Genomic DNA, 25,957 nt, shown 5'->3' on the forward strand with positions numbered 1-25,957 from the left:
ATTTTCTCAAATTATTGCCACATCTCATCTTCAACCCCCTTGTCACCCGTTAAGAAATTTTTCTTCATATAGTTTGAGAAGCGGCCTTCGCGTCTATGGAAAATGGTTCCATACTTATTCATGTCTTTGATTAAAGAATCTCAGCGGCTTTAACCCTGAGAGTTTCAATTCCCTATCTTTCCCATTACCGTCTAAGGTTGATAACGGATGCTAAAATAGAAACCATCATCTTGAGCATTATTACCCCGATCATCTAAATTAATGAAGGGTATGCCATAGTCAAGTCGCATGATCAAATGATCAATTCCCAAAGCTTGATTCCACAATAATCCTAAACCAGCACTAGCTAAAAATGTTTGATTGGGTAGATTATTGGGGTTATCAGATTTATTCCAAACTGCTCCCAAATTAGTAAAAGGGATAAGCTGAATTACAGGTAATCCCGAAGCATTACGTTGAACAGTCATTCTGTCTTCTATTGCTACCCGAAATCCATTATCTCCAGAACGAGCATTTTGCCGATATCCGCGTACAGATTGACCACCACCAATCACAAATTGTTGAGAAGGTAAGAGACTATCGGGTGTCAGTTGCAATTCTGCTTGGACAATTAATAAGTGATTTTCGCTGAGTTGCTGCACCCTTTCGAGTTGACCTAACCAACTGAAAAAGCGACCATCAGGCGTGGGAGAATTGTTTGTGGTAGCATCAAATAAGCCTGTGCCAAAATTAAAATGCGATCGCACTGACCAAGCACCTTGCTGATCTCTTCTTGTATAATCTTGGGCAAATTTAATTACACTGGTACGACTTACCCCATTTTTATCAGGGCCGATACCAAAAGGTGTGGGAAGTTGATCAAAAATAAAAGTTTGACCATCTTGATAACTAAATCCTAAAGACAAAGCAAATTCTTCTCTAGGAGTTCTGACTAAAGGTTGACGATAATTAATTTCATATACATCTTGTTCTGCTCTAATCCCTAAATCTTTAAATGGTGGTTCTGTAATTTCACTACTGCTGGGTGCAACTCTCAATTGCACTTTCCCATTCATAGCATTAACAGGAATTTGATAACTAAAATCAAAGCTATCAACCCCACCTGTAACTGAGCGATAATAAGAACCAGCTAATTCATCTCCTCTACCAGTTAAATTTCGCTCTCGTAGTTGAATACCAAATCGTTCTGAACCAATACTAGGAGGTGAATAGTTATCTGCACTCAAACCAAACTCAAAAGATTTAGCCTCTTGAACTCTGACTAAAAGCAGACTTTGACCAACTTTTCCTGATGGACGTAGACTAGCTTCCACATTATCAAATAGTGGATCAAGCCGCAGTAATCTTAATTGTTCTTCTAATTTAATAGAATTCAAAGGAACACTAGCACCCAGTTTAATTCGATTCCGAATATAAGCCGGATTTAAACGCTTTGTTCCTGTAATTTCAATATCTGCCAAACTTCCTTCAATTACCTGAATTACTGCAATACCATCTGTTGTATTGGGTTGTTGGGTAACTGGAATAGCTCTGGAATTAAGATAGTTGTTATTTAAATAAATTTGGGTAACAGCATCTGCTGCTTTTCTAATATCTTCTTGATTTAATTCTTTGTTTGTAAACGGCTGTACAACCGCCTTCAATTCATTTTCACTGAAAACTGTGCTACCTATAACCTTAATTTGACGTATATAAATACCCTTAATATCTTCCGGTGGTGCTGATTCAGGAGGGAGAGCATCTGGTGTTTGTACTATTAAAGATTTGGAATAATCAAGATGCAAATGGGAATCAGGGTTAAAAACTTCACCATCACTAGCTGTAGCCTTCATCCCATTCATAGCTACAATCGAGATCATATTCAGCACTAGTAAAACACACTGAAACAGGAAGCTTTGATTACTCCGTATAACGACTAACTGATGAAAAAAATATACAATGCCTGGCCGCTTGTTAGCTGCGTTTTTGAAACCAGTTTTTGTTTCTTTTCTCATTTCACTTTGTGGGGGTGCTTTTAGTTACTTTATTGAACAGTTATTCAGCGATCGCTATTTTTACGGTACACTGTTGACTATTCACTGAATTAAATATCAGATATTTGTTATTCTTAAGACATTTAACGCTTAAGAAAATTTGTAAGTAACAATATTTAACTTACTATTCTACCTAAGTGATATTTCTAGCATTATATTCTGATTAGAGCAAAAACTTCGGAGTCCTTCGATGTTACCACTGATATCCATTGTCATCATCAATTACAACCGAGAATATTACCTTGGGAGTGCGATTGCTAGTATTCTCAATCAAACATGGCAAAATTTAGAATTATTGGTGTGGGATGATGGTTCTACGGATCAATCAGTGGAAATTGCTCGTGAGTATGCTCAAAAAGATAGTCGAGTGCGAGTAGTCGCTGCACCTCATCTAGGACTAGCTAAGGCTCGACAAAGAGCGATATCCCAAGCCATCAAACGTCGGGGACTGAGTGACAAATATCAAATTGATGTAGAATTATCCACAAATCAATTTATACTCAGACGCAAAAAACCTTGGCAAGATTTTGTCAACAGCGCCACTAAAGCAATTAAATCAGTATGTTGGCGTTTAACCCCTTACATCATCCCTTTAGTGGGAGCCATGACTGGGGGATTAGCCAACGCCCAGATAGTCCCTAACGCAGATACAGGAACAATTGTCACCCCCAATGGCAATACAATCAATATCAATGGTGGCACAACTGCGGGTGCAAACCTCTTCCATAGCTTTCAAGAATTTGGCTTATCACAGGGACAAATCGCCAACTTCCTCGCTAACCCCAACCTGCAAAATATTCTGGGTAGAATTACAGGTGGTAATGCTTCTATTATCAACGGCTTAATACAAGTAATAGGTGGTAATGCTAACCTCTACCTGATGAATCCCGCCGGCTTTGTCTTTGGGAATAACTCTAGTTTAAATGTGCCTGGTGCTTTTACAGCTACAACCGCGAATGGGATAGGTTTTGGGAATAACTGGTTTAACGCTTTTGGTACAAATGATTACTCTACCTTAGTTGGAAACCCCAATGGCTTTGCTTTCACTATGAGTCAGCAAGGCTCAATTATTAATGCTGGTAACTTAGCAGTCGGAACAGGACAAAGTTTAAACTTATTGGGCGGTACAGTCACCAATACTGGACAACTCACAGCACCAGGAGGACAGATTTCCATCACATCCGTACCTGGACAAAATTGGGTGCGTTTGAGTCAACCTGGAAATTTGTTAAGTTTGGAAATTCAGCCATTTTCTGGACAAAACCAACCGAATAGCCCGTCTTTATCAATTGCATCTCTGCCGGAATTGCTCACAGTTGGTAACACAGGCTTAACCGCCAACTCTGATGGTACTGTCCAAGTTGCAGGTTCTGATGTTAAGCTTCCCTCAACCCCAGGTACTGCGATCGCTTCCGGTAATATTGATGTAGCTGGTGAAACTGGCGGTAATGTAAATATTCTTGGTAATCAAATCGCTTTAATAAATGCCAACATCAACGCCTCTGGTAATAACGGCGGTGGTAAGGTACTAGTTGGGGGAGATTACCAAGGTAAGGGAACAATACCCAATGCTACGCAAACTTACGTTGATGCAAATTCAGTTATCTCAGCCGATAGCAATCTAAATGGTAACGGGGGCAGAGTCATCCTTTGGGCTGATAATAGTACAAAATTCTTCGGTAATATTACTGCTCGTGGTGGAGCAAATTCTGGCAATGGTGGTTTTGTAGAAGTATCAGGTAAAAATTATTTAACCTTCAATGGACAAGTAGACACCACAGCCCTTAATGGCACAAAAGGAACTTTATTATTAGATCCCACCACTTTAACCATTATTGATGCTCCCTTAAATTCAGGCACATTTGATACCACATTTACTGGAACTATTAACTCTGGCGATGCAGATAATGGAGCTAACACTATTTCTTGGGGTGCTTTAGCAAATTTAGGTGCGGGTGCAAATATTGACTTACAGGCAACAGGGGATATCACCATTAATGCCATTACAGGTAATACACCTGGAGTAACTACCGCTGCTGGTGTAGCTACATTAAACTTAGGTAACAGCGGCAGTTTCAGGCTGACTTCTAATAATGGTGCGGTCAACTTTGCTAATCTCACCAATACAATCAGAACTATTGGGGGAGATATTAGTATTTCAGGTGCAAGCCTAAATCTGGGAAATTTTGACACAAGGCTAAACTCAGGAAGTTTCGGAAGTAGTGGTAATGTCACTTTATCTGCTGTGGGGAATATTATTGCAGGTGACATTGTTGCCAGTGGTAACGGTTATAACGCAGGTAATATTCAAGTCACTAGTACTAATGGTGATATTAATACTGGTGAAATTGATACTTCTGCTGTTAATGGCGATAGCATAAGTACTGCGGGAAATGTAAATATAACCACTAATGAAGGCAGCATTAATACAGATAAAATTAGTGCGTTTGTAGAAAAATTTAGTGGTGGTAACTTTGTTGGTACAGGTGGTACAGTTAGCCTAACTGCTAGTAATAATATTAATATAAATGGTGCGATTAATACTTCAGCTACTGCCATATTTGTAGATGGGATCGCATCTCTTCTTGCTGGCGATGTCAGCCTCAATACTACTAATGATGCTGGCAGTACAGTTAGTTTTAGTAGTATTAACACCCAGACGATTACAGATACCCTGGAGAATACTTTTCAAAGTGGTAATGTAGATATAATTACCAAGGGACTGGTTCAGGGAACAGGAACTATAAATTTAGATACATTCTCTATTGCTACCAGTGATACGATCGCTACTGCTTCACTTTTAGTCACGCCGATAGACAACAATTTTGCGATCGCACAAATTCCCGGTCTAGGTGGGACGATTAAAATTCAACATGATGGTGGACCAGACAACGAAGCATTTACTGTCGGATCTGCTGCTGTTAATGGCATAGTAGGGTCCCTGAATGCGGGTGATTCAAACATCCTCACTGGCAGCTTTCCTGTTTTACCTACTGGTGGTGATGCAACTGGGACTCCCACCGGCATTACAATCACTTCAGTTAACACACCTCCCACGCTCACAACAGACTCACCAATATCATTTAATGTTGAAGCAAATCAGCCAGTAAGTTTTACATTTAATGCGGTTACGGGTGATGTCAATGCTGATAACACAACTATAGAGATTGATTCTATTCTGACTGGGACTCTGAAAATAGGTAATACGGTTTTAGTTGCCGGAGATATCATATCTTCCGGTGATACGCTAATCTACACACCACCAACTGATACAACAGGTTCTATTAATGCGTTTACAGTTAAATCAAGCGATCGCGTTTCATTCTCAACACCCGTAACAGTAGTAATTAACATCACTCCTCCAGAAACCCCTCCAGAAACTCCCTCACCTTGTAATTTCCAGTGTGAAAAACCACCAGGAGAGGAAGATCCAACAATCCCTCCTAATACACAGATTCTCAACCCTGATCCCACCCCTGAAGATAAATTTACAGACAGTTATACTAGTCAATTAGGTATACCTACTCCTAAAACTAAAACCATAGAAGAAACTAGTGAAATTGCTCGCAACATTGAGAAAGCAACAGGTGTGAAACCTGCATTTATATATCTCAGTTTTGTCCCCGTAGAAATTTCACCAGATTCGTCTGCCGATAAACCCTCTAATAAACAGTCAAAGATAATAACTGATCAAGATAGCGATCAACTAGAAGTAATAGTAGTCACAGGCATAGGTAATCCCATCCGCAAGCGCATTCCCAATGCAACAAGAGCGGAAGTTCTCAAAATTTCTAAGGAATTTCGTGATCAAATCGCTAGTCCACAGTTCCGCACCCGCAAAACTTACTTGCAACCTGCTCAACAACTTTATCGTTGGATAATTGCCCCAATACAGGCAGACTTACAAACACAAGGCATCAAAAACCTGGTTTTCTTACCAGATGTCGGCTTACGCTCAACCCCAATGGCTGCTCTTCATGATGGGCAAGAATTTTTGGTCGAAAAATATAGTATTGGTTTAATGCCTAGTCTCAGCTTGACTAATACTCTCTATACAGACATCAAACAATCCCAAGTCTTAGCAATGGGTGTTTCTCTGAGTACCCAAGGACAAGAACCTTTACCAGCAGTACCTATAGAGTTATCAACATTAGTGAATAAACTCTGGTCTGGTAAATTGTTGTTGAACCAACAAGCCACATTAGATAATCTGAAATCTCTCCGTCGCTATCAACCTTTTGGCATTATTCACATGGCCACCCATGCTGATTTTCTTAGTGGTGCTGTGGATAATTCCTACATTCAACTGTGGGAAAATAAATTGCGTTTGAACGAAATCAGGCAATTAGGTTTTAATAACCCCCCAGTGGAAATGCTGGTACTGAGTGCTTGTAGAAGTGCTTTGGGGAATAAAGAAGCAGAAATTGGGTTTGCAGGTTTAGCCGTATTGGCAGGTGTCAAAACTAGTGTAGCCAGTCTTTGGGCTGTTAACGATGCTGGAACAGCCGCACTGATGACAAAATTTTACGAGAGCTTGAAAACATCTCCCATTCGTGCAGAAGCCCTCCAAGCGGCTCAGGTGGCTATGGCACAAGGGAAAATTTATTTAAAAAATGGGCAGTTACAAGGTTTAGAACAAGTTGGCAGCTTATCTTTACCCGCTGAAAGTTTTCAGCAACCGAATGAATCCCTCTCCCATCCTTATTATTGGGCAGCATTCACAATGGTTGGCAATCCTTGGTAAGTCAGACCAGTATTGAGTAACGAGTGCTGAGTATTGAGTGCTGAGTGCTGAGTACTGAGTAACGAGTACTGAGTATTGAGTGCTGAGTATTGAGGATTTAGGATTGAGTATTGATTCATGAACACTTCTGTTTCCTGTTCCCTTCCCATGACTTAAGTAGAAAGGCCGATAAGTTCTCAACTCAATTAGGATTGCTATAGATTAAAAATAATAGCTAACATCATATTTCGTAAAGTTTGTTAGGGTAAATTGAGAGTATGCTTAATCTATCGAAAGCCTAGTTGCAATTTTAAGTAATTAAGCGCAAAGAAACTTAAAAATTTATTAGTTTTCTACTCATTGGTTAGTATTACTAACTAATAACTGAATAACTAAGAACTGAAGTTGATTTGTGCCTATTTACTGACTAGGTTGTTGAGCAAAGTGGAGAACATCTGTTCTGATGCTCAGTACTAGCAGCGAAACCCAAAGAACCCTTAAGAACAATTACGGAAGATGATAGAAAAAATTTTGCTGGCTGTCTCTGGACTGGGACACGCAGAAGAAATGATGAAGACATTGAAAGAAATGCCCTCAATCCAATCTGCAAAAGTTACAGTTCTGCACGTTGTATCCCCACAAAGCACTGCGGCTGTAATGACAGAGAAATGGGAAGAAGGTGGCAAGATTCTGGCTAATGCAATTCAGTCTCTGGACTTAGATCCTAGCCAAGTTTCTTCGATTTTGCGGCAAGGAGAGCCTAAAGATGTAGTTTGTCAAGTAGCTGAAGAAATGGATGCTGACTTGATTGTCATGGGTTCACGGGGACTCAAGCGACTACAATCAATTTTAGGGAATTCTGTTAGTCAGTATGTTTTCCAATTGTCTTCTCGTCCCATGCTGCTGGTTAAAGATGACATTTATGTCAAAAGAATCAAGCGGGCTATGGTGGCTATAGATAACTCTGAAGCAGCAACAAGTTGTTTGAATTTAGCTCTGTTCATGCTGCGTGGTGTAACAGGTGGCCAGTTAGTTTTGGCTAATATCAATACAGATTTGGGTGGCAAATTATCGGGAATTACTGATATTAAGCCAGAAAAAAATTCAGTTTTAGGGCTTGCAGTTGCAGAAGCAGAGAGACAAGGTGTAGCTGTTCGTTGTGTTACCAGTAGTGGCAAACCTGGGGAAGAAATTTGCCGTTTAGCGGAAGAACTGAATGTAGACTTATTAGTACTAGGTTCTCCAGATCGTCGTCCATCTATTGCTAAGAGTTTTGTGGATCTAGACCGATTGATTGGCGCTTCTCTGTCTGACTATGTTCGAGTTAATGCAACTTGTCCAGTGCTGTTAGCAAGAACTGCTGCTTAAATGAGTGCTGAGTAATGAGTGCTGAGTGCCGAGTATAAATACAGTTGCTTCAAAGCTGGGAACAATTAACACTTTCCTCGTATTAGTGACTTGAGCTATACCAATCCTCAATCTTGGTTTTAGCGCAGTTGATAAATAAAAACCCCTGCACTGAATGAGTGTAAGGGTTTTTTATTTTATAGCCAAAGTATTAACTATCTTTTCAACTAATTAACCTTCTCGGCTGGCAGTTTGAATGTAAAGCATAATTAAAAAAACGGAAGGCACTAGCACGAACAGAATGCTTGCTACGAACCCCAGGTCATTAACTTGCATGGCAAGATAGCCTCTCTTTGATTTCCAGTCAACAACTTTAGAATAGCATCATCTATGACTGAGTTTTTCCAAATTTTCTGCTCTTGCCAATACTAATCACGAGCAAATAAGCAAAAGTTAAGGTTTTGTAACGACACTAACAGGGCCATTGACTAGGGTTTGACACGCTAGACGATAGTTATCAGGCTTTTTTTTAAATTTCCGGTTTTCAAAATCAGTGCGTGGTGAGAGGTTTTCTAGTCCTTCTACTACCTGGACTATGCAAGTACCACATTGACCTGCACCACCGCAATTGGTCATTTTGCCAATTAAAGTATATATATCAATGTTATTTTCCATTGCTTTGAGCCGGAGATTTGCACCATCTGCGGTCACTATTTCTTTATTTTCTTTAACAAATTTAATATTTCCCATAACTAATTCCTTGCTGAGTGTAAATGTGGCTATTGGCTTTGTGTTGACCAAGCTTGATCAATTATCCCACTTAATTATGGTTATCTATTGCAAAATATTAATAAATATCAATTTTTAATAAGATAATTAAGTAAAAAATTAGGACAGGTGTGTGTTTCCTGTCCACGGAATTAACAATACATTGATTTACCTGAAACCTACAGCAGCTTGCCAAACAAAAGCAAGCAACAGGAAGAAAACAGGAATGATTGGGAGAACATCTACCAAGGGGTCGAAGATTTGGTAAGCTTCAGGCAATTTTGCTAATAACAGTGCGGCTTCCATGTTTGTTTATATCCGTTTCAATCCAAATAATCCGTTTCAATCTATTTTTGTGACATTCCCCGACCTAAAGGTAGGAGGATTCTTGGTTCAACGAGTCAACTTAAACTAGACTACTTACGTTATCTAGTTTAGAAGTTTTTCTCTCCACAAGCGTTAACTTTGGGTATGCCCTACCCTAGTTGGATTACTCCACAATTTTTTGTTGATAATTGAGAAGCATCTTAACATGGTTTGGTAATTGGTAATTGGGGAAGAATATTTATCTTTCTCCTGAACCCAGTCCCCAGTCCCCAGTCACCTATCCCCTTCTTCTGTAAGCCAGTGTCCAAAATCGGTGAGGAAGCGATCGCTCAAAATTGACTCACGAATCTTTTGGGTGAAGCGAATTAGTTCGGTGATGTTGTGAATACTCAACAATGTATAAGCTAATATTTCCTGCGATCGCACTAAATGAGATATATATGCACGACTGAAGTTTTCACAGGCATAACAAGGGCAAGTTTCATCTAAAGGCGTATAATCTTCCCGGAACTTGGCATTTTTCAAATTCCAACGTTCCCCCGCTACAATCGCTGTTCCATGTCGCGCCCATCTGGTGGGAATCACGCAATCAAATAAATCTATTCCCGATGCGATCGCAATTGCCATTTCTCGATAGGTTCCCACACCCATCAAATAACGCGGCTTATTGACTGGTAACAATGGCGCTGTAGTTTTGACAATTTCCGCCATTAACTCCGTTGGTTCCCCCACACTCACCCCACCAATGGCATATCCTGGCATATCCAACTCTGCCAAAGCATTGGCGGCACGGGCGCGTAAGTCCAAATACACCCCTCCCTGCACAATGGGGAACAAGGCTTGATCACTGCGTTGATGGGCAGCTATACAGCGTTCTAGCCAGCGGTAAGTGCGGTCTGTGGCGGCTTCTACCTCTTCACGAGTGGCTGGATAGGGGGGACATTCATCAAAAGCCATAATTACATCCGCCCCTAAAATATTCTGAATTTCAATGGAGCGTTCTGGCGTTAATTTAATAATCTGACCGTCATGGGGCGAGCGAAAAGTTACACCTTCTTCTGTAATCTTTCGCATTTCACTCAAACTAAAAACTTGAAACCCACCAGAATCGGTGAGCATTGGCCCATTCCAGCCCATGAACTTATGCAGTCCACCACCTCCAGCAACAATTGCTTCTCCCGGTTGGAGATGTAAATGATAAGTATTAGATAAAACCATCTGCGCCCCAGTGTCTTTAAGTTGAGCAGGGGTAATGGTTTTCACATTTGCCAGCGTACCCACAGGCATAAATCTGGGCGTTTCGACAATACCATGAGGAGTGGAGAATACTCCGGCTCTGGCTTTTGTGTGGCTGCAATTAGCTAGACATTCAAAGGAAAAATTGGTCATTGGTAATTAGTCATTGGTCTTGGGGTTAAAGTTTTTCCTAAATCCCCAGTACCCAGTATTTAGGGGTGAAACCCTGCATTATACTACTACCTAATTGGGTATATTATCTTAAAGCTAGAAGCAGTCGGAACAGTCATCGTCAATTTCTGCATCCCATCTGGCTGATAGTACTTGTTCCATCATTGCTTCTATGGCAATGACGTTGAAATTGCGATCGCATCGTTCCTGCAAAGGTATGGACAGGGGAATCAAGCGCAAACAAATATCCTCTTGGATCAAATCAAAGTAGGTTTCTTGTTGCGGCGATTGTTTAAGTTCCAGATAGTCAAAACTATAAATGTTCAGATATAGTGCTTTGTTGGCAACTATTGTAGACCTTTGCGGACTTGTAAATACTTCCATCACATCACCTTCACCTTCGCTGATTATTTTGTCTTCTTGGGTGTAGATGTAGTGGACTCGACCTAAATCACTGAGTAATCGGCGGATATCGAGTTTATTGACAATAATGCCAGTATTAACAATGCACGGGGCTGGTATCCTAGTGTCGGGTAGATGGTGACTCATAGAGAAATAGCTATTGAGGGAAGGTGAGTGACAACACAGCTAAAAAGTCAATTGCCTAGCTTTTTGACTCCCTACATTTCCAAAATATCAACTTTGTAGGGCGATCGTCCATTACAGAATCGAAAAACAGACCATCCCTGATAAATTTGCAGTTTTTTTCGTCATTAATACGCTTATATTAACTATTACTTGAACTTTTGATTACTAATGACGTTAGCATAACAAACTTTTTGGCATCAGTCTCTAATTACTAATAAAGCTTGAATATCCAGTACTACTGTTAGTGTAATTATCATGTATTAACGACAGATGATCGTAATTATACTTTTAAGTAAAATGACTACAATATTGCAGTGGTGGCAACAACAACTGTTACAGTTTGTTGCAACCATCATATTTTATACCGCTATTCCTTTACCCTATATCAAAAACTTAGAATTTGAGCGTGTAGCCTGTTTTGCTCCTGTTGTTGGGTTGATGATTGGCACAATTTTAGGTTTATTGGATACAGTAGTTAATTATTTAGGCATCCCAGTATTAACTCGTAGTGCCTTGGTAGTAATAGTTTGGGTTGGGATTACGGGAGGCTTACATTTAGATGGAGCAATGGATACTGCTGATGGTTTAGCGGTTACTGATCCCGAAAGACGTTTGCAGGTAATGGTCGATAGTGCTACAGGTGCATTTGGAGCTATGGCTGCGATCGCTATCTTGCTATTGAAAACCACGGCGTTGAGTGATTTGACAGAAAACCGCTATTTAGCGTTGATTGCGGCTTGTGGGTGGGGACGGTGGGGACAACAAGTTGCGATCGCTTTTTATCCTTATTTAAAACCTACAGGTAAAGGTGCATTTCATAAACAAGCGATTCGTTCTTACAAAGATTTATTACCAAGCTGGTTTTTGCTGCTGGGTTTGAGTGGTTTAATTTGGTTAATGAATCCCCATAATTTGTTTTTCTCTATGGGAATAATGATTTCTGGAACTGTGATTTCTATTTTCACCGCAGCTTGGTTTAACTATAAATTAGGTGGACATACAGGAGATACTTATGGTGCAGTTGTTGAGTGGACTGAAGCCTTATTTTTGTGTGTAATTACTAGTTTCTCATGAAATTTAATTGTATTGTTTCTAGGGTATGATTTATGAATAAGGGAAACAGTTATAGCAATTCCCATTTAAGTGAGGTACAAAAAGAAAGAATTAACCGCAGATGAACGCAGATAGACGCAGATAAATTTGTACTTCATTAGATTAGGAAACGCTATAATTAATTTAATTGATAGGAACTATAGGTACTTATAAAAATGGTAAGACGAATTGTTGGTGAAGTTTTGGGTTCCCTTGATAGTGAGCAGATTAATGATGAGCAAATGCAACAGTTAGTTGATAGGCTTGCAGAGGATATAATTAGAAAAATGTAGATAACAGAGGATTAGACTGATGGGGAAATTACACATAGGATTTAAAAAGAAAGATGATGCTAATAGCTTGCATCAAGAGCTTTGGGGGAAGCAAGGTATATCAAGACTTACCGTAACAGCGAGAAAGCCTAAAACTGGAGAATATCTTGTTTCAGTCGAGACTGATTCCCAGGAAATTCAAGAAGAAATTCAGAGTTGTGGTGGAAGAATTTTATCTAATGAAGAATACGAAGCTTTAACAGCTTACTCAATTGGAGATGCTTGGATTACCCACATTCAAATGGATTTAGCCAGGAAAGGTTACTATTTGCCAACTCTTCCTAGTGGTGTATTTGATGAAGAAACGAAATATGCAGTAATAGCATTTCAAAGAGATAACGGCTTAGAAGTTAATGGAATTGTCAATGAAGAAATGATGGAGAAATTGAGGTCTGCAAACCAACGTCCGTCATTTCTTCAAACCGCAAGCTCACTTCAATTAGATGGTCCTGCCGATTGGTCTGTTAATATAGATTACTATCTTTACGGAACAGAGACAAAAAATATTACCAATGCTGAAATTTAGTTGGGATGATAAAGATAGTTTTTCTTGATACTTCCTTTGCTATTGCTCTATCTTCTTCAGGAGATGAATTCCATCATCAAGCCCAAAAATTAGCAAGGCAAATTGAAATTGATAATACTTATATTGTAACTACGCAAGCAGTATTACTAGAAATCGGTAATGCCTTATCTAAACAGAAGTATCGTGAAAAAGCAGGAATACTGATAGAGTCACTTATCGCTGATCCAACTGTTGAAATTATCCCTTTCACAAATGAACTCTTTATCCTTGCTTTTAGATTATTTCAGTCTCGTCCTGATAAAGAGTGGGGTTTAGTAGATTGCCTTTCTTGTATTGTGATGCAAAGATGCGGTATCACCGATGTTTTAACCACAGATAAACATTTTCAACAAATGGGTTTTCGTGCTTTACTACGCGAATAAAATTTCTCGCAATGGTTTATACTCGTATTTTGGCTTAATTTTACAGCTTTCCTCTATCTTAATTTAGCGCTCCTCACTATATAAAGCAAACAAAAACTCCTGCTTGTTTAGACAATGCAAGAGTTAGTTTTTGCTATAGTTATTTAGTTAAACCGTCATATCTATTGGGATCTTTTTTCTCCTTTTTGTCCTTGGGATCTTTTTTAGGCTTCTTAGCTTCTTTATTACCTTTTTTTTCCTTAGACATCGGTGTTACCCAAATAAATTAATCAGTCAAAGCCTTTACAATTCTGCTGTTAAGAAATTAGGGTGTAAATTACCTAGTATTCTTTTCAAACAGAAAGGAAAGTATCAAAAGCTTATGCAACTAACTATCATTATAGAATGTTATTTGAGTTTATGATTGAGTTGGTTAACTACTACACAAAACGTAGTCAGATGTCATTTTATCTAAAACAAAGCTAATCCCCTTTACTACTAAGGAATGAGGGAATTTAGAAGCCTTTTTTATTTTACTGGGTGTAACTTTGTCACCTTGAGTTTAAATGTACCGACTCCAGTTTCCCCAAAAGACCGGACACGAACGATGTAGGTTCCTGTTTCGTTGATACGAGCAAATAAGAGAGAATTGCTACTACCATCTGGTCCATCATCATTTTCTGATACTGTTGAACCATCAGGTGCTAATAGTGTAATAATGCAGTCAAAATTTTCTGATGATAAATCAATTGCTAGATTATCACCTTTATTTAATTGGACTGTGTAATCACGAGCAAATCCACCTTGACCTGTAGGAATATCATTGATTGAGAGAGTATCTGTCAATTCGATATTACTGTTCAAAGGAATGGGACTATACAAATTACTTTTTTGAGCAAAAGCTGTATTGATGCTGATGCCTATGGCTAGTATGGAAACAGGAAGGATAATAATTTTTTGTAAGGCCGCTGCAAAAACTATACTCATAAATTAAAATACTGTTGCCAAAAATACAGTGTGATTTCGCTAATTATAAATTTCTCAGACACAATTTGCCTATGAACTCTAGGTTGATCTATCTTTGATGGTAGTGGCAACAGCAGCTAAACCAAGGACAGATATGTTACTTTGATTGAGTGTAGACACAGCAGATTTGGCAGTAGCACCTGTGGTATAAATATCATCTACTAGTAGCACTGGTGCATTTGGGTGACGACGAAAATCTGATCCTACAAAAAAGGCATCTGCGAGGTTTTTTTCTCGTTCAGAACCAGAGACGCTAAACTGTGCTTTAGTATCTTTGATTCTTTCTAACCCATTTAATTGTAACTTTAATCCTGTTGTTTGACAGAAACCTTGGGCTATGAGTGCAGCTTGGTTGTAACCTCTTTCTTTGAGTCTTTTGGGGTGGAGTGGTATGGGTACAATTACAGGTTTTTGATTTGCTGATGGGGTATGTAATAACCATGCTTCCCCCAAGTAATTACCTAAAAGTCTGGCAATTTGGGGTTGATTGTCGTATTTCATGGCTGCGATCGCTCTTTTTAAAGCACCTCCATAACTACCTAAGCTAAATACTGGTAATGATTGTTGCCATAAATAATCAGGATTTTGGAGATGACAGCTTTGTAGTTGCTTGGTACAATATTGACATAGTTCGCTTTTTGTGCTGCGTTGACACAAAGGGCAATGAGCTTGCAAAAAAATATTCAGTAAGCTTTTGAACATAGTCGTTTGTCATTAGTCATTGGTAAAGAGGTATTTGACGTAAATGCGATCGCATCTTTGTGTGTCTACTCCTGTGGTAGGGATGTAACCATTGCTTTCATACAGCTTGACTGCCTCTTTTAAAACGCTGGCGGTTTCTATCCAAATTTGCTCAAATCCACGGGATAATATGGTTTTTTCTAGTTCTTGTAACAAATATTTCCCTAAACCCAAACCCCGCGCACTGGGTAAAAGATACATTTTTCTAATTTCTACAGCCTTTTCACCGCGATGAATAGGGTAATATGCAGCCGTACCTACTATCTGATGTTGATGTTCAATTACCCAAAATTCCCCCCCTGTAGCTAAATAACATTCCTCTATTTGCAATACGTCTCTATCAGCACCGTTAGGTTCCCAGCCTAAACCGTATTCTGATAATACTGAATTAATGACTTCTGCTGCTACTGTGCGATCACTTTCCTGCCAATTACGAATTAAAAAATCTTGGTAATATTGTTTCATTAATTATTTCACAGTGAGTATATAGTTACAAAATTGACTTTGGTAAAGCATGATTTACACCTATGAGGTACTATAAATCAAAATTATCTCTTCTTAAGAGTTGCGAATCTGCAAATAATTGATACACTTGTTCTTTTAGTCCAGTTGCAAGTAGTCCAGTTAAAGGTTAGCCAGCGCCTCTATGGTGCATATTAAGCGCGTTGAACTTACTAATTTTAAATCCTTCGGCGGTACTACTTCTGTCCCTTTGCTGCCGGGGTGTACTGTCATATCTGGCCCTAATGGTTCGGGTAAATCAAATATTCTCGATGCTTTGCTGTTTTGTTTGGGACTTGCTAGTTCTAAGGGTATGCGGGCGGAACGTTTACCGGATTTGGTAAATAATGCTCAAAAGCATAAGGGGCGTTCGGCGTTAGAAGCTAGTGTGACGGTGACTTTTGATTTGGGGGATGATGTCTCACGCACCAGCGCAGCGAAGCACGAAAGTGCGTTAGGCGCAGAGGCACAGAGTGAAGAGGCTGAGGGGCAGGGTGCAGGGGGCAAGGGAGATGAGGAAGTTGGAGAGGTTGGGGAAGTAAGAGAAGAGGAGAATAGTTCCCAGTCCCCAGCCCCCAATCCCCAGTCCCCAAGAGAATGGAGTGTTACTCGACGGTTGCGGGTGACTCCTCAAGGTACTTATACGTCAAATTATTATATAAATGGTGTTGGTTGTACTCTGACGGATTTGCATCAGCAATTGCAGGATCTGCGTGTTTATCCTGAGGGGTATAATGTGGTGTTGCAGGGTGATGTGACTAGCATTATCTCGATGAATGCACGGGAACGTCGGGAAATTATTGATGAGTTGGCTGGGGTGGCTGCGTATGACAGAAAGATTATCCAGGCTAAGTCAACTTTGGATGAGGTGAAGGAAAAGGAAGATAGTTGTCGGATTATTGAGACTGAATTAACTGTACAACGCGATCGCTTGGCTCAAGACAAAGCGAAGGCAGAAAAATATCAAAAGCTAAAAATAGAGTTTGTCCAAAAGCAGTCTTGGGAGGCGGTTCTATCTTGGCGTTCTCTGCAAGCACAGCAGGAAAAGTTAACGGCGCACATTCAAACAGGCGATCGCAATTTTACTGATTTTACTAGCCAATTAACAACGACTAACTCGGAAATTTCTCAAAAAACTGCTGAACTTGATGAACTGAATATCCGTGTTAAAGCTTTGGGAGAAGATGAACTTTTAGCTGTACAGTCTCAACTCGCTACTCAAGAGGCTGAACGTAAACAACTCCAGCGTCAACAACGAGATTTAGAAACGGCTTTACAAGAATCTGCTAGGCGTTTAACTCAAACTCAGCAAGAAATTCAAGAATATCAGTTGTCTCTCTCTCAAGCCGTACAACAACAAAATGTGGAAACGGTTCAGGTAACTACTTTAGAAACGGAACGAAATGACGCACAACAAGCTTTAGATGCTTCTCGTCAAGCGGCTGCGGAAATTGCGAGTGCTTCGGAAGCTTGGGTACAGCAACAAACGGCGTTGAATCGGCAAATTGATACTCTGTTGCAAACTCTTGAACCCCAACGCACTGAACAAGCACAATTACAAGAACGCAATACTCAGTTACAGTTACTTATTGAGGAAGAATCTCAGCTAATTGCCACTTTAGAACCGGAATTAACTCAAAAACAAGCTGAATGTGCGGGAATGGAAACGGAGTTTAATCGTTCTAGTGAACCTATCCAAAATTTAGCTGAAAATCTGGCTGCGACTGAACAAGAGTTACAAATTCAACAAGAAACCCAAAAGCGTCTTTTGCAAGAACAGCGGGAAAAACAACGTCAATTAGATAAATTAGAAGCACAAACCCAAGCACAACAAGAGGTACAAGGAACACAGGCAAGTAAGGTAATTTTACAGTCAGGAATGCCTGGTTTATGTGGTTTAGTTGTGCAGTTGGGAACGGTAGATCCTCGTTATCGCTTGGCGTTGGAAATTTGTGCTGGTGGACGTTTGGGACATATTGTGGTAGAAGATGACAGCATTGCCTCGGCGGGAATTGAACTCCTCAAACAAAAACGCGCCGGTAGAGCAACTTTTTTACCTTTGAATAAAATTAAAACATCGAAAGCCATTCAAGATGCAACTCTGCGTTATGCTGATGGCTTTGTCAGTTATGCGGCTGATTTGGTGGAGTGCGATCGCCGTTATCGAGATGTGTTTAACTATGTTTTTGGGAATACGGTAGTTTTTGCCAGTCTCCCGCAAGCACGAAAGCAATTAGGCTTATATCGCATTGTCACTTTACAAGGGGAATTATTAGAAACTAGCGGGGCAATGACTGGGGGAAGTAATACCCAGCGTTCAGCTTTGCGCTTTGGAACTGGAGAAGCAGCGGAATCTGAAGAAGTCGTAAATTTAAGAACTCGGTTAGTTGATATTGAGCGTGTTTTAGAACGTTGTGGAGAAGCGATCGCTAATTTAGCCAGTCGGACTAAAACTCTCACCCTAGAACTCACGGAAACCCGTCAGGGAAGAAGAGAACAACAGTTAAAGTTGGAACAGTTGCAAAAAGATGTGAAGGGCTTAACAGCGCAATTAGAAACTACACGCGCTCAACTTGCCCAAAATACCGAAAAATTTACCACTGCACAATCTCGTTTACAAGTTTTAGATCGGGAATTACCGGGACAAGAATCACAACTGCAAGAATTGAGACATACTTTATCTGAGTTGGAATCGTCCCAAACACCTAGTGAATGGCAACAAATCCAAGTAATCATTAAAACTCAAGAGCAACAATTACAACAAAAAGAAACTGCTTTAAGGGACGCACAACAACAATTAAAAAATCTCGAAAATCAACAACAGCGATTACAAGAAAAAACCCAAGAAGCAGAAACGCGGGTTTTGCAATATCAACAAGAACAAGAAACCCAGCAAAATCAACTCACTTCCCTCAGCACTCAGCACTCAGCACTCAGCACTCTCATAGCTGAAACTCAAGTTAGTTTGAAAAAAATGGAAGAAAATTTAGGAGAAGAGAAAAAGAAACGGGATACAACAGAAACCGAAGTGCGATCGCTCCTATTGCGGCAACAACAACTACAATGGGAACTAGAGAAACTCCAAGAAACCCAGGAAAAACGCCGGGAAGAATTAACAGCACTGCAAACCCAATTGCGAGAATTAGGTGCAGACTTACCAAGTCCCCTCCCAGAAGTTCCTAATCAAGTCGATTTAGAAGAACTGCAAAAAGAATTGCGGAGTCTATCCAAACGCTTACAGGCAATGGAACCTGTAAATATGTTAGCGTTAGAAGACCATGAAAAAGTCCAAAGCCGTCTCCAAGAACTCACAGATAAACTGCAAACATTAGAAGCAGAACGCACAGAATTACTTTTACGAATTGAAAACTTTACCACCTTACGCCAAATTGCCTTCAAAGAAGCTTTCGACGCAGTAAACGAAAACTTCCAAACTATTTTTGCCACCCTTTCCGACGGTGACGGCTACCTACAACTTGATAATACAGAAGATCCCTTTAACAGTGGTTTAAACCTAGTCGCACACCCCAAAGGTAAACCTGTACAAAGATTGGCTTCTATGTCTGGAGGAGAGAAATCTTTAACAGCATTAAGTTTTATCTTTTCCCTACAACGCTATCGTCCATCTCCATTTTACGCCTTTGACGAAGTAGATATGTTTTTAGATGGTGCAAACGTCGAACGATTAGCCAAAATGATTAAACAACAAGCAGAACAAGCCCAATTCATTGTTGTGAGTTTGCGCCGTCCGATGATAGAATCAGCGCAACGCACAATCGGTGTAACTCAAGCTAGAGGCGCATATACTCAAGTTTTGGGGATTAAGTTAAGTGACAGATGATATGGCTAAAAATGCTATAAATTAACCCCTTTTTCTGCTAGTAACTGTCTTAATTTAGCTAATTCTGCTTCGGCTAAATCTGCCCGGTGTTTTTCCTGTTCTGCGCGGTGTTTTTCCTGTTCTGCGCGGTGTTTTTCCTGTTCTGCGCGGTGTTTTTCTTGTTCTGCAAGTTGTTTTTCTTGTTCTACTGGTGTAGGCAACCAGTTATTATCTCGATCATACCAACGTAGCCACAATCTGGTTAATCCTTGATATTCTCCATGCCATAATCCTAAACCCAATTCTGCTTCTTCTAACCATACTCCTAGTCCATTGATGGGCAAAGGTTGATAACGACTCATTACCAACCCGAAACAATTAAACTCATCTCTATAACGGTTATAAACAAAATAATAAGGGATTCTCAGGATTTGTTCATAAACAGACCATTTATTAGGAGGTTGATTAACTTCCCTTAAACTTCTCCCTAAATCTTCCGCTTCTGTACCTGGTGATACCAATTCTATAGCGACAAAAGGATTTACTCCCTCCTGCCAAGTAACGTAACTTAATCGGAGTTCTGTTTCTTGATAAAATCGAGATACCCCCAATACTGCAAACCAATCTGGGCGTTTATACCATTGGGTATGGCGGGAATCATAATATAAGTTTAAATCACTACCTGTAAATACATTATCTTCAGTATAGTTGGGCGGACGAAATGTACTGCGTAGTAATTCTGGTTGTAATAGGTGAAATTCATCTGGCAATCCTGGTTCCTCCTGATTTTCACTAGGTAAATCATACATAGTTGGCAATACTTCTTGAGGAGATAATGGTGGATCTATTTGATACATGATTGATTAGCTCCTTGCCTTAGCGTCGCTGATTGAAGATATTGTAATTTAAGAATTATCTTCAGATACGTGAAACTTGAATATATGTGGATATGCTCAGATGTAGTGTGCCGCTTCTATCTCTAAGAATAAAATGTCCACAATTTGTGCATTTAAACTTATTATAAGCACCTAGCTTAACATAGACGTGACCAAAGCTCACATCTTGCACTAAAATCATGAGATAACAGGCACAGTTTATAGTAGTGAGTTTGCGTCGTCCGATGATAGAGTCAGCACAATGCACAATTGGCGTAACTCAAGCTAGAGGTGCTTATACTCAAGTTTTAGGTATTAAATTACAATCATCCGATCATTGAACTAGTTAAGAGTAGTTTATAGCGATCAAATTATTAGCATAACGATTTATCTACCATTGAATTAACTTCTTTGAGTGTTGTTCCATAAAATAATACGCATAAGATTTTCGTTTAATGTCTCAACTTTGGCATTTTACAGAAAAATTCTGGATATAAGCGAGAAATAAGCTCAAACTCTGGATATCGACAATATCCAGAGTTTTTATTGCTATTATCTATAATGTTATGGTACCGTGTGGCGGCTCGTGATTATTTCATTACCTCAGTTAAGCTCAACATAACCAGTGTAATATCTGGGTATATTTAGACGGAAACTTTCCGTCTAATAACTAGTTAGCTGGCTTCCAATCTAGGTTGAGACAGTCCAGCCAGACCATCTGTCAAAATTCAGTGCTATTATCACCTTGAAGTTACTGTAAGGCTTTGCTTCGAGGTCGTTTTTGGGACGATTATTGAGATTAGGATTTAGAGAGCCGTATGGTTAACGAAGAAGCAGTTTTAGAGCTAAGGAGACGCACTCGGAACTGTCAAGCACTTACAAGAGCTAATTTACTGTTGGCAAATCTTTGGTCGTCTACACACCTTTATATAGGTCTTCCAAACACAGCATTAGCAACATTAGCCGGGGTTTCAGCACTTTCTGATCTTGGTGTCCCTAAAACTCTGACAGCTCTACTCTCAATCACTGTTGCTGTTTTAACAGCCCTTGTTACCTTCTTGAATCCCACTGCAAAGTACAGTTCCTATCATTCTGCTGCTCAGAGGTATCAAGCTGTTGCTGATAAGTATTTGATACTTGCCCTTAAATCTGAAAACATCCTGGAGCAAAACCTATTAGATGAGTTGGCTATTTTGAATGGTGAGTACAACAAAGTTATGGAATCTTCGCCTGTTGTTCCCTCTTGGGCGTATAAAAAAGGTAAGCAAGACGTTCGTTTCAGCGTAGAATCTACTATCAAGTAACGACTCAAGAATTGAGTAATCCAAAGGAGGTTTGAGAGGTCTTATGATGTGTTGCCAGCTAAAACTTCATGGCAGGGAACGGACGAAAGCCACTAGTGAGTTGCCAAAGTGCGATAGCGAAGCGCTCCGTAGTGCGATCGCCGATCTTGTAGGGTGCGTTACATTTCATTAACGCACCTTATTTTTAATTGAACAAAAGCGATTTTTTCGGAGTAACTTCTCAAGAGAAAGTCAAAATCATATCAATGCGATCGCTCGTATATTAGATTGATGAATTGCGATCGCTTGTAGGTTAGATTGATCAAGTGAGATCGCTCTTAGGTTAAATTGATAAAGTGCGATCGCTCTTAGGTTAAATTGATAAAGTGCGATCGCTCGTAGGTTAGATTGATCAAAGTGCGATCGCTTGTAGGTTGGATTGATAAGGTGCGATCGCTCTTAGGTTGGATTAATAAAGTGCGATCGATTGTAGGTTAGATTGATAAAGTGCGATCGCTCTTAGGTTGGATTTATAAAGTGCGATCGCTCTTAGGTTGGATTTATAAGGTGCGATCACCGGTAGGTTGGATTTATCCCACATTCAGCATGAGTAAATATACTCAAAATATTTTCCCCAGCAGGTTATTTTGTCAAAAAAAGAATTTCATAAAACAGCTAAAACCCAATCATAATAACCACTTCATGCTTTTTGCTATCTAGGTCGGTATTCAATGAATTTAATCTCAAACCAACTAATTTATTGACATTATTCTCAATAAGCTTGATTCTAACTTTAGGTAGAGCTGCGATGGCTACGCCGCGCCGAAGGCATCGCCCTAATATAGAATTGCGTGTAATCGTCTGAAAGCCTTATTCTCATTGGGTTATGGATAATTCCAAAAATTCAAAAAACACCTGCGGAATGTGGGTTGGATTACTCTTACCCACTCAAAACAGAAACCACTGAAAGTCACGACAGATAGAAGTCAGCAACTTACAGCGGTTTCTTTGTAGGAAGATAATTCAATAAAATGGGAAAATCCGAATTAACTACATCAACTAAGGTGCATACTATTCGCAATCTACTAATCAGAATTGTGCATCCTTTATTCCAACTAGGCAGGCATTTCTGGTTGTGCGTTCAAAGACCTCCAATAACAACTTGATGAGATTAAGGCGAAAACACATTCACAGGAAGCAACAACCTAAAAGAGATTGCGAGGACATTAGAGCAGAAGGCACAGGCTCTAAGTCAGCCGGGTTGGTTTAAACTTTTAATCTTTCTGTACCCTGCTCTTAATCTATCATGAGTTTTTTTATCTGTGGAGTATATTTACTAAACTTGAAATTCATTAATCTATCGCAACAATTATGGAATCTTCCTGAAGATTTTTGATAATTTCTATAGCCAGCTTGTGAGTAGGTTGGCGTTAAAAATTGTCGTTGGGATAAGCCAGGAGGTAGGGTGCAAGGGGAAAAAGGGTTTTATTCTGCCCACCTACTCATAGCAGACGTTCCACCGGAACGTCTCTACAATCATTTTCACTCCTATGTCTAATAAGAATCCGATAGCAGCAAACTAAGCAACCAAAATAAAATCACTGATACTGAGAGTGATATCAGGATTACCTAAATAAGCAAACTCAAACACTGCCGCCGCATTCAAAACATTACCATTTTGATTATAGAAAATACTGCCAGTTTCTTGACTATAAACAATGCGGGCAGTACTAGGATCTACCAACCCATCATTTGCAACCACTGCAAAATTGGTTAACGCCTGTCCCACCGCATTAGTAATGGCAGTGAATGTAGCTTTACTCAAAGCAATCTTATCTTGTCCAACAGCAAAATCGGTAATCAAATCAACACCTAAATTAGTGTTAAAAACTCCATTTCCTTGGAAACGATATTCATCAACACCAACTCCTCCTGTGAGAACATCATCACCATTACCTCCCCAAAGAGTATCGTTTCCTGCTAAACCTTGCAGTTGGTCATTTCCATCACCACCAACAAGCAGGTTATTTAACGAATTACCTGTCAGACGATCATTACCGTTACCACCTGTGGCGTTTTCGATGACATTATTAGCAGAAAGAACGAGTTTAAGATTACTATTGACAGTTTGTGTAGTAGTTGTACCAAGATTTACTTTGATGGCAGCAGTAGTATCAGTCAAGTCAAGAGTATCAATACCACCTGTTGCTGTTTCTACAACCCTATCTGTCCCTAAAGCGGAATTGGCAACAAAAGCATAAGTATCGTTACCATTTAAACCTGTCAGAATGTTATTAGCACTATTACCTCTGAGGACGTTATCGTTGACGTTACCTTTACCATTAATAGCCGTTGTTCCTATTAAAGTCAGGTTTTCTACACCTGCGGCTAAAGTAGTGGTAGTGGAGGCATTCAGAGTATCAGTAATGGTTGTAATGGCGCTGGCTTTAGTCCCCAAACTGGCATTAGTGGGAGAACTCAGCGTCACAGTAAAGGTTTCATTCGGTTCATTAATGGCATCATTGATAATGGGAATGATGATGGATTGAGTTGTTACCCCTGGGTTAAAGGTCAAAGTTCCTGTTTTGCTGGTATAGTCTGAACCTGCTATGGCTGTACCGTTAACAGTTGCATAGTTCACCGTAATAGTTTGGGTGCTGGTGTTGGAAAGAGTAACGGTATAAGTGACGTTTTGGGGGTTGGTTTGACCTTCGACTATAGTTTGGTCAGCACTGAGGTTAATAGTTATAGATGATGTTTCATCATCATTAGTAATAGTTCCGCTTACCGCAGCAGTTGTACCAACGGTGTAACCTGTACCTGAAGCTAAAGTTAAAGCTACGGTTTCGTTAGCTTCAACTGTGGTATCTGCGGTGGGGTCTATTATTAGAGTTGCTGTGCTGGAACCAGCTGCAAAGGTGATGGTTTTTCCTGTTCCTGGTGTTGCACCTGTGTAGTCTGTACTAGCTGCTGTACCAGTGATGCCATAGTTAACGGTGAGGGCATTGGTGGTACTTCCCGTGCGGGTGAAGGTGTAAACTAGATTGCCGGTTCCATCTTCCGTAACGCTGGCAGGAGATACAGCTAGGGTAACGCTGGGTAATGCTACATCATCGTTAGTAATAGTTCCGCTTACCGCAGCAGTTGTACCAATGGTGTAACCTGTACCTGTAGCTAGAGTTAAAGCCACGGTTTCATTAGCTTCAACAGTGATATCTGCGGTGGGGTCTATTATTAGAGTTGCGGTACTGGAACCAGCTGCAAAGGTGATGGTTTTTCCTGTTCCGCGTGTTGCACCTGTGTAGTCGTTGTTGCTTGCTGTTCCACCGATGCTGTACTTGATGGTGAGGGGGTTGGTAGTACCTCCGCTGCGGGTGAAGGTGTAAATTAGGTTTACTGTTCCATCTTCCGTGACGCTGGCAGGAGATACGGCTAGGGTAATATTGGGTAAAGCTACATCACCAATAGTGATGATTTGATCAGAAAATTGTACTTTTTCGACACCATATAATGTATCTATACCATCACGATTAGCTACTGAATCGGTAATTGTGAATACTCCTGCGTTATTGGTAATTTGATATTGGGAAAGAGTACCTGAATAAACAGCTGTATCACTTCCTTCACCTCCATACAAGATGTCATTACCAACACCACCGACTAATCTATCATCTCCCTGTTCACCAAATAAACGGTCATTTCCTCCACTACCTTGTAGAATATCGTTGCCCAAACCGCCGAACAAATCATCACTGTTGCCAGTACCCGTTATGGTATCATTAACCACAGATGTGCTGAAAATAAAGTCACTGGCTGCTAGTTGACTGCTACTCAAGCTATTGATTCTCAATCCATAACCATAAATGGAACTAGAAGAGTTGTTATAGCGGGCTACAATGACGGCATTACTTAGAGAATCATCACTGATGAGATACGAGAGTGTCTGATAGTCAGCAATACCAACAGATCTGAGGTCAATTTTATCTTCTCCTTGGACAAAATCAGTGACTACATCTAAGTCTTGGGAAATAGTAGAACCATTGAAATATTCAAAGACAAATGTATCTAGTCCTGTGCCACCATAGAAGGTATCAGAACCTGTTCCGCCAAGGAATCTATCATCTCCCTGTTCACCAAATAAACGGTCATTTCCTCCACTACCTTGTA

Annotated in this window: 20 protein-coding genes; 8 read left to right on the plus strand and 12 right to left on the minus strand. The window is 40.0% G+C overall.

Going from position 1 to position 25,957, the window contains the following annotated elements:
- Positions 1-191: 191 nt before the first annotated feature.
- Positions 192-1,859 carry a ShlB/FhaC/HecB family hemolysin secretion/activation protein gene (locus VB713_RS24300; protein ID WP_323314072.1) on the minus strand — a complete coding sequence of 556 codons (1,668 nt, stop codon included), beginning with the start codon at positions 1,857-1,859 and terminating at the stop codon, positions 192-194.
- A gap of 79 nt (positions 1,860-1,938) precedes the next feature.
- Between VB713_RS24300 and VB713_RS24305 the strand changes: the two genes are divergently transcribed.
- The 3 genes from VB713_RS24305 (at position 1,939) to VB713_RS24315 (ending at position 8,124) form a co-directional block, all read left to right on the plus strand.
- Positions 1,939-2,082, plus strand: coding sequence for a hypothetical protein (locus VB713_RS24305; RefSeq protein WP_323314073.1), 144 nt, complete (start codon positions 1,939-1,941; stop codon positions 2,080-2,082).
- Between the two features lie 141 nt (positions 2,083-2,223).
- A complete protein-coding gene (locus tag VB713_RS24310) occupies positions 2,224-6,777 on the plus strand; it encodes a CHAT domain-containing protein (RefSeq protein ID WP_323314074.1) in 4,554 nt (1,517 codons plus the stop codon).
- A gap of 495 nt (positions 6,778-7,272) precedes the next feature.
- Positions 7,273-8,124 carry a universal stress protein gene (locus VB713_RS24315; protein WP_323314075.1) on the plus strand — a complete coding sequence of 284 codons (852 nt, stop codon included), beginning with the start codon at positions 7,273-7,275 and terminating at the stop codon, positions 8,122-8,124.
- 210 nt (positions 8,125-8,334) lie between these two features.
- Here the strand turns inward: VB713_RS24315 and psbM are convergent, their stop codons facing one another.
- The 5 genes from psbM to VB713_RS24340 all read right to left on the minus strand — a co-directional run bounded on the left by psbM (position 8,335) and on the right by VB713_RS24340 (position 11,154).
- Positions 8,335-8,439, minus strand: coding sequence for a photosystem II reaction center protein PsbM (psbM, locus tag VB713_RS24320; protein WP_323314076.1), 105 nt, complete (start codon positions 8,437-8,439; stop codon positions 8,335-8,337).
- 117 nt (positions 8,440-8,556) lie between these two features.
- Positions 8,557-8,853 (minus strand): 2Fe-2S iron-sulfur cluster-binding protein, encoded by a 297-nt coding sequence (locus VB713_RS24325; protein ID WP_015216294.1) that lies wholly within the window; start codon positions 8,851-8,853, stop codon positions 8,557-8,559.
- Between the two features lie 186 nt (positions 8,854-9,039).
- Positions 9,040-9,177 carry a photosystem II reaction center protein K gene (locus VB713_RS24330; RefSeq protein WP_010995059.1) on the minus strand — a complete coding sequence of 46 codons (138 nt, stop codon included), beginning with the start codon at positions 9,175-9,177 and terminating at the stop codon, positions 9,040-9,042.
- A 294-nt stretch (positions 9,178-9,471) separates the two neighbouring features.
- Positions 9,472-10,587, minus strand: coding sequence for a tRNA guanosine(34) transglycosylase Tgt (gene tgt, locus VB713_RS24335; protein ID WP_323314077.1), 1,116 nt, complete (start codon positions 10,585-10,587; stop codon positions 9,472-9,474).
- A 114-nt stretch (positions 10,588-10,701) separates the two neighbouring features.
- Complete coding sequence (locus VB713_RS24340; RefSeq protein ID WP_323314078.1) at positions 10,702-11,154, minus strand: hypothetical protein; 453 nt, start codon at positions 11,152-11,154, stop codon at positions 10,702-10,704.
- Positions 11,155-11,490: 336 nt separating this feature from the next.
- Here VB713_RS24340 and cobS point away from each other — a divergent pair, with 336 nt between their 5' ends.
- The 3 genes from cobS to VB713_RS24355 all read left to right on the plus strand — a co-directional run bounded on the left by cobS (position 11,491) and on the right by VB713_RS24355 (position 13,565).
- The gene (gene cobS, locus VB713_RS24345; protein WP_323314079.1) at positions 11,491-12,267 is read left to right on the plus strand and encodes an adenosylcobinamide-GDP ribazoletransferase; all 777 of its coding nucleotides are present in this window, start codon (positions 11,491-11,493) and stop codon (positions 12,265-12,267) included.
- A gap of 330 nt (positions 12,268-12,597) precedes the next feature.
- The gene (locus VB713_RS24350) at positions 12,598-13,143 is read left to right on the plus strand and encodes a peptidoglycan-binding domain-containing protein (RefSeq protein WP_323314080.1); all 546 of its coding nucleotides are present in this window, start codon (positions 12,598-12,600) and stop codon (positions 13,141-13,143) included.
- Positions 13,144-13,148: 5 nt separating this feature from the next.
- Positions 13,149-13,565 (plus strand): type II toxin-antitoxin system VapC family toxin, encoded by a 417-nt coding sequence (locus VB713_RS24355; protein ID WP_323314081.1) that lies wholly within the window; start codon positions 13,149-13,151, stop codon positions 13,563-13,565.
- A gap of 507 nt (positions 13,566-14,072) precedes the next feature.
- Here VB713_RS24355 and VB713_RS24360 read toward each other — a convergent pair.
- The 3 genes from VB713_RS24360 to VB713_RS24370 all read right to left on the minus strand — a co-directional run bounded on the left by VB713_RS24360 (position 14,073) and on the right by VB713_RS24370 (position 15,776).
- The gene (locus VB713_RS24360) at positions 14,073-14,531 is read right to left on the minus strand and encodes a PPC domain-containing protein (RefSeq protein WP_323314082.1); all 459 of its coding nucleotides are present in this window, start codon (positions 14,529-14,531) and stop codon (positions 14,073-14,075) included.
- A gap of 78 nt (positions 14,532-14,609) precedes the next feature.
- Positions 14,610-15,272, minus strand: a complete 663-nt coding sequence (locus VB713_RS24365; protein ID WP_323314083.1) for a ComF family protein — start codon at positions 15,270-15,272, stop codon at positions 14,610-14,612.
- 12 nt (positions 15,273-15,284) lie between these two features.
- Positions 15,285-15,776, minus strand: a complete 492-nt coding sequence (locus tag VB713_RS24370) for a GNAT family N-acetyltransferase (RefSeq protein WP_323314084.1) — start codon at positions 15,774-15,776, stop codon at positions 15,285-15,287.
- Between the two features lie 181 nt (positions 15,777-15,957).
- Between VB713_RS24370 and smc the strand changes: the two genes are divergently transcribed.
- A complete protein-coding gene (smc, locus tag VB713_RS24375; protein WP_323314085.1) occupies positions 15,958-19,653 on the plus strand; it encodes a chromosome segregation protein SMC in 3,696 nt (1,231 codons plus the stop codon).
- A gap of 14 nt (positions 19,654-19,667) precedes the next feature.
- Here smc and VB713_RS24380 read toward each other — a convergent pair whose 3' ends face one another.
- A complete protein-coding gene (locus tag VB713_RS24380; protein ID WP_015215668.1) occupies positions 19,668-20,489 on the minus strand; it encodes a Uma2 family endonuclease in 822 nt (273 codons plus the stop codon).
- A gap of 836 nt (positions 20,490-21,325) precedes the next feature.
- Here VB713_RS24380 and VB713_RS24385 point away from each other — a divergent pair.
- Positions 21,326-21,811 carry an SLATT domain-containing protein gene (locus VB713_RS24385; RefSeq protein WP_323314086.1) on the plus strand — a complete coding sequence of 162 codons (486 nt, stop codon included), beginning with the start codon at positions 21,326-21,328 and terminating at the stop codon, positions 21,809-21,811.
- Between the two features lie 448 nt (positions 21,812-22,259).
- On the opposite strand, the gene VB713_RS24390 is transcribed toward VB713_RS24385, so the two are convergent.
- Together VB713_RS24390 and VB713_RS24395 are read right to left on the minus strand one after the other, a co-directional pair.
- Complete coding sequence (locus VB713_RS24390) at positions 22,260-22,391, minus strand: hypothetical protein (protein WP_323314087.1); 132 nt, start codon at positions 22,389-22,391, stop codon at positions 22,260-22,262.
- A 978-nt stretch (positions 22,392-23,369) separates the two neighbouring features.
- Positions 23,370-25,957: Calx-beta domain-containing protein (locus VB713_RS24395; protein WP_323314088.1), on the minus strand; the 2,588-nt coding region annotated here is incomplete at its 5' end.

Source organism: Anabaena cylindrica UHCC 0172, assembly GCF_034931625.1.
In the GTDB taxonomy this organism is placed as follows: Bacteria; Cyanobacteriota; Cyanobacteriia; order Cyanobacteriales; family Nostocaceae; genus Anabaena; species Anabaena cylindrica_A.

What these genes read in the sequence shown, in the direction of transcription:
- VB713_RS24380 (WP_015215668.1), bottom strand. Translation starts at nt 20,489, where the DNA reads ATGTATCAAATAGATCCACCATTATCTCCTCAAGAAGTATTGCCAACT.
- VB713_RS24390 (WP_323314087.1), bottom strand. Translation starts at nt 22,391, where the DNA reads ATGTGGGATAAATCCAACCTACCGGTGATCGCACCTTATAAATCCAAC.
- VB713_RS24305 (WP_323314073.1), top strand. Translation starts at nt 1,939, where the DNA reads ATGCCTGGCCGCTTGTTAGCTGCGTTTTTGAAACCAGTTTTTGTTTCT.
- VB713_RS24355 (WP_323314081.1), top strand. Translation starts at nt 13,149, where the DNA reads ATGATAAAGATAGTTTTTCTTGATACTTCCTTTGCTATTGCTCTATCT.
- VB713_RS24360 (WP_323314082.1), bottom strand. Translation starts at nt 14,531, where the DNA reads ATGAGTATAGTTTTTGCAGCGGCCTTACAAAAAATTATTATCCTTCCT.
- psbM (WP_323314076.1), bottom strand. Translation starts at nt 8,439, where the DNA reads ATGCAAGTTAATGACCTGGGGTTCGTAGCAAGCATTCTGTTCGTGCTA.
- VB713_RS24370 (WP_323314084.1), bottom strand. Translation starts at nt 15,776, where the DNA reads ATGAAACAATATTACCAAGATTTTTTAATTCGTAATTGGCAGGAAAGT.
- VB713_RS24365 (WP_323314083.1), bottom strand. Translation starts at nt 15,272, where the DNA reads ATGTTCAAAAGCTTACTGAATATTTTTTTGCAAGCTCATTGCCCTTTG.
- VB713_RS24350 (WP_323314080.1), top strand. Translation starts at nt 12,598, where the DNA reads ATGGGGAAATTACACATAGGATTTAAAAAGAAAGATGATGCTAATAGC.
- cobS (WP_323314079.1), top strand. Translation starts at nt 11,491, where the DNA reads ATGACTACAATATTGCAGTGGTGGCAACAACAACTGTTACAGTTTGTT.
- VB713_RS24300 (WP_323314072.1), bottom strand. Translation starts at nt 1,859, where the DNA reads ATGATCTCGATTGTAGCTATGAATGGGATGAAGGCTACAGCTAGTGAT.
- VB713_RS24325 (WP_015216294.1), bottom strand. Translation starts at nt 8,853, where the DNA reads ATGGGAAATATTAAATTTGTTAAAGAAAATAAAGAAATAGTGACCGCA.
- VB713_RS24340 (WP_323314078.1), bottom strand. Translation starts at nt 11,154, where the DNA reads ATGAGTCACCATCTACCCGACACTAGGATACCAGCCCCGTGCATTGTT.
- VB713_RS24310 (WP_323314074.1), top strand. Translation starts at nt 2,224, where the DNA reads ATGTTACCACTGATATCCATTGTCATCATCAATTACAACCGAGAATAT.
- VB713_RS24385 (WP_323314086.1), top strand. Translation starts at nt 21,326, where the DNA reads ATGGTTAACGAAGAAGCAGTTTTAGAGCTAAGGAGACGCACTCGGAAC.
- smc (WP_323314085.1), top strand. Translation starts at nt 15,958, where the DNA reads ATGGTGCATATTAAGCGCGTTGAACTTACTAATTTTAAATCCTTCGGC.
- VB713_RS24330 (WP_010995059.1), bottom strand. Translation starts at nt 9,177, where the DNA reads ATGGAAGCCGCACTGTTATTAGCAAAATTGCCTGAAGCTTACCAAATC.
- tgt (WP_323314077.1), bottom strand. Translation starts at nt 10,587, where the DNA reads ATGACCAATTTTTCCTTTGAATGTCTAGCTAATTGCAGCCACACAAAA.
- VB713_RS24315 (WP_323314075.1), top strand. Translation starts at nt 7,273, where the DNA reads ATGATAGAAAAAATTTTGCTGGCTGTCTCTGGACTGGGACACGCAGAA.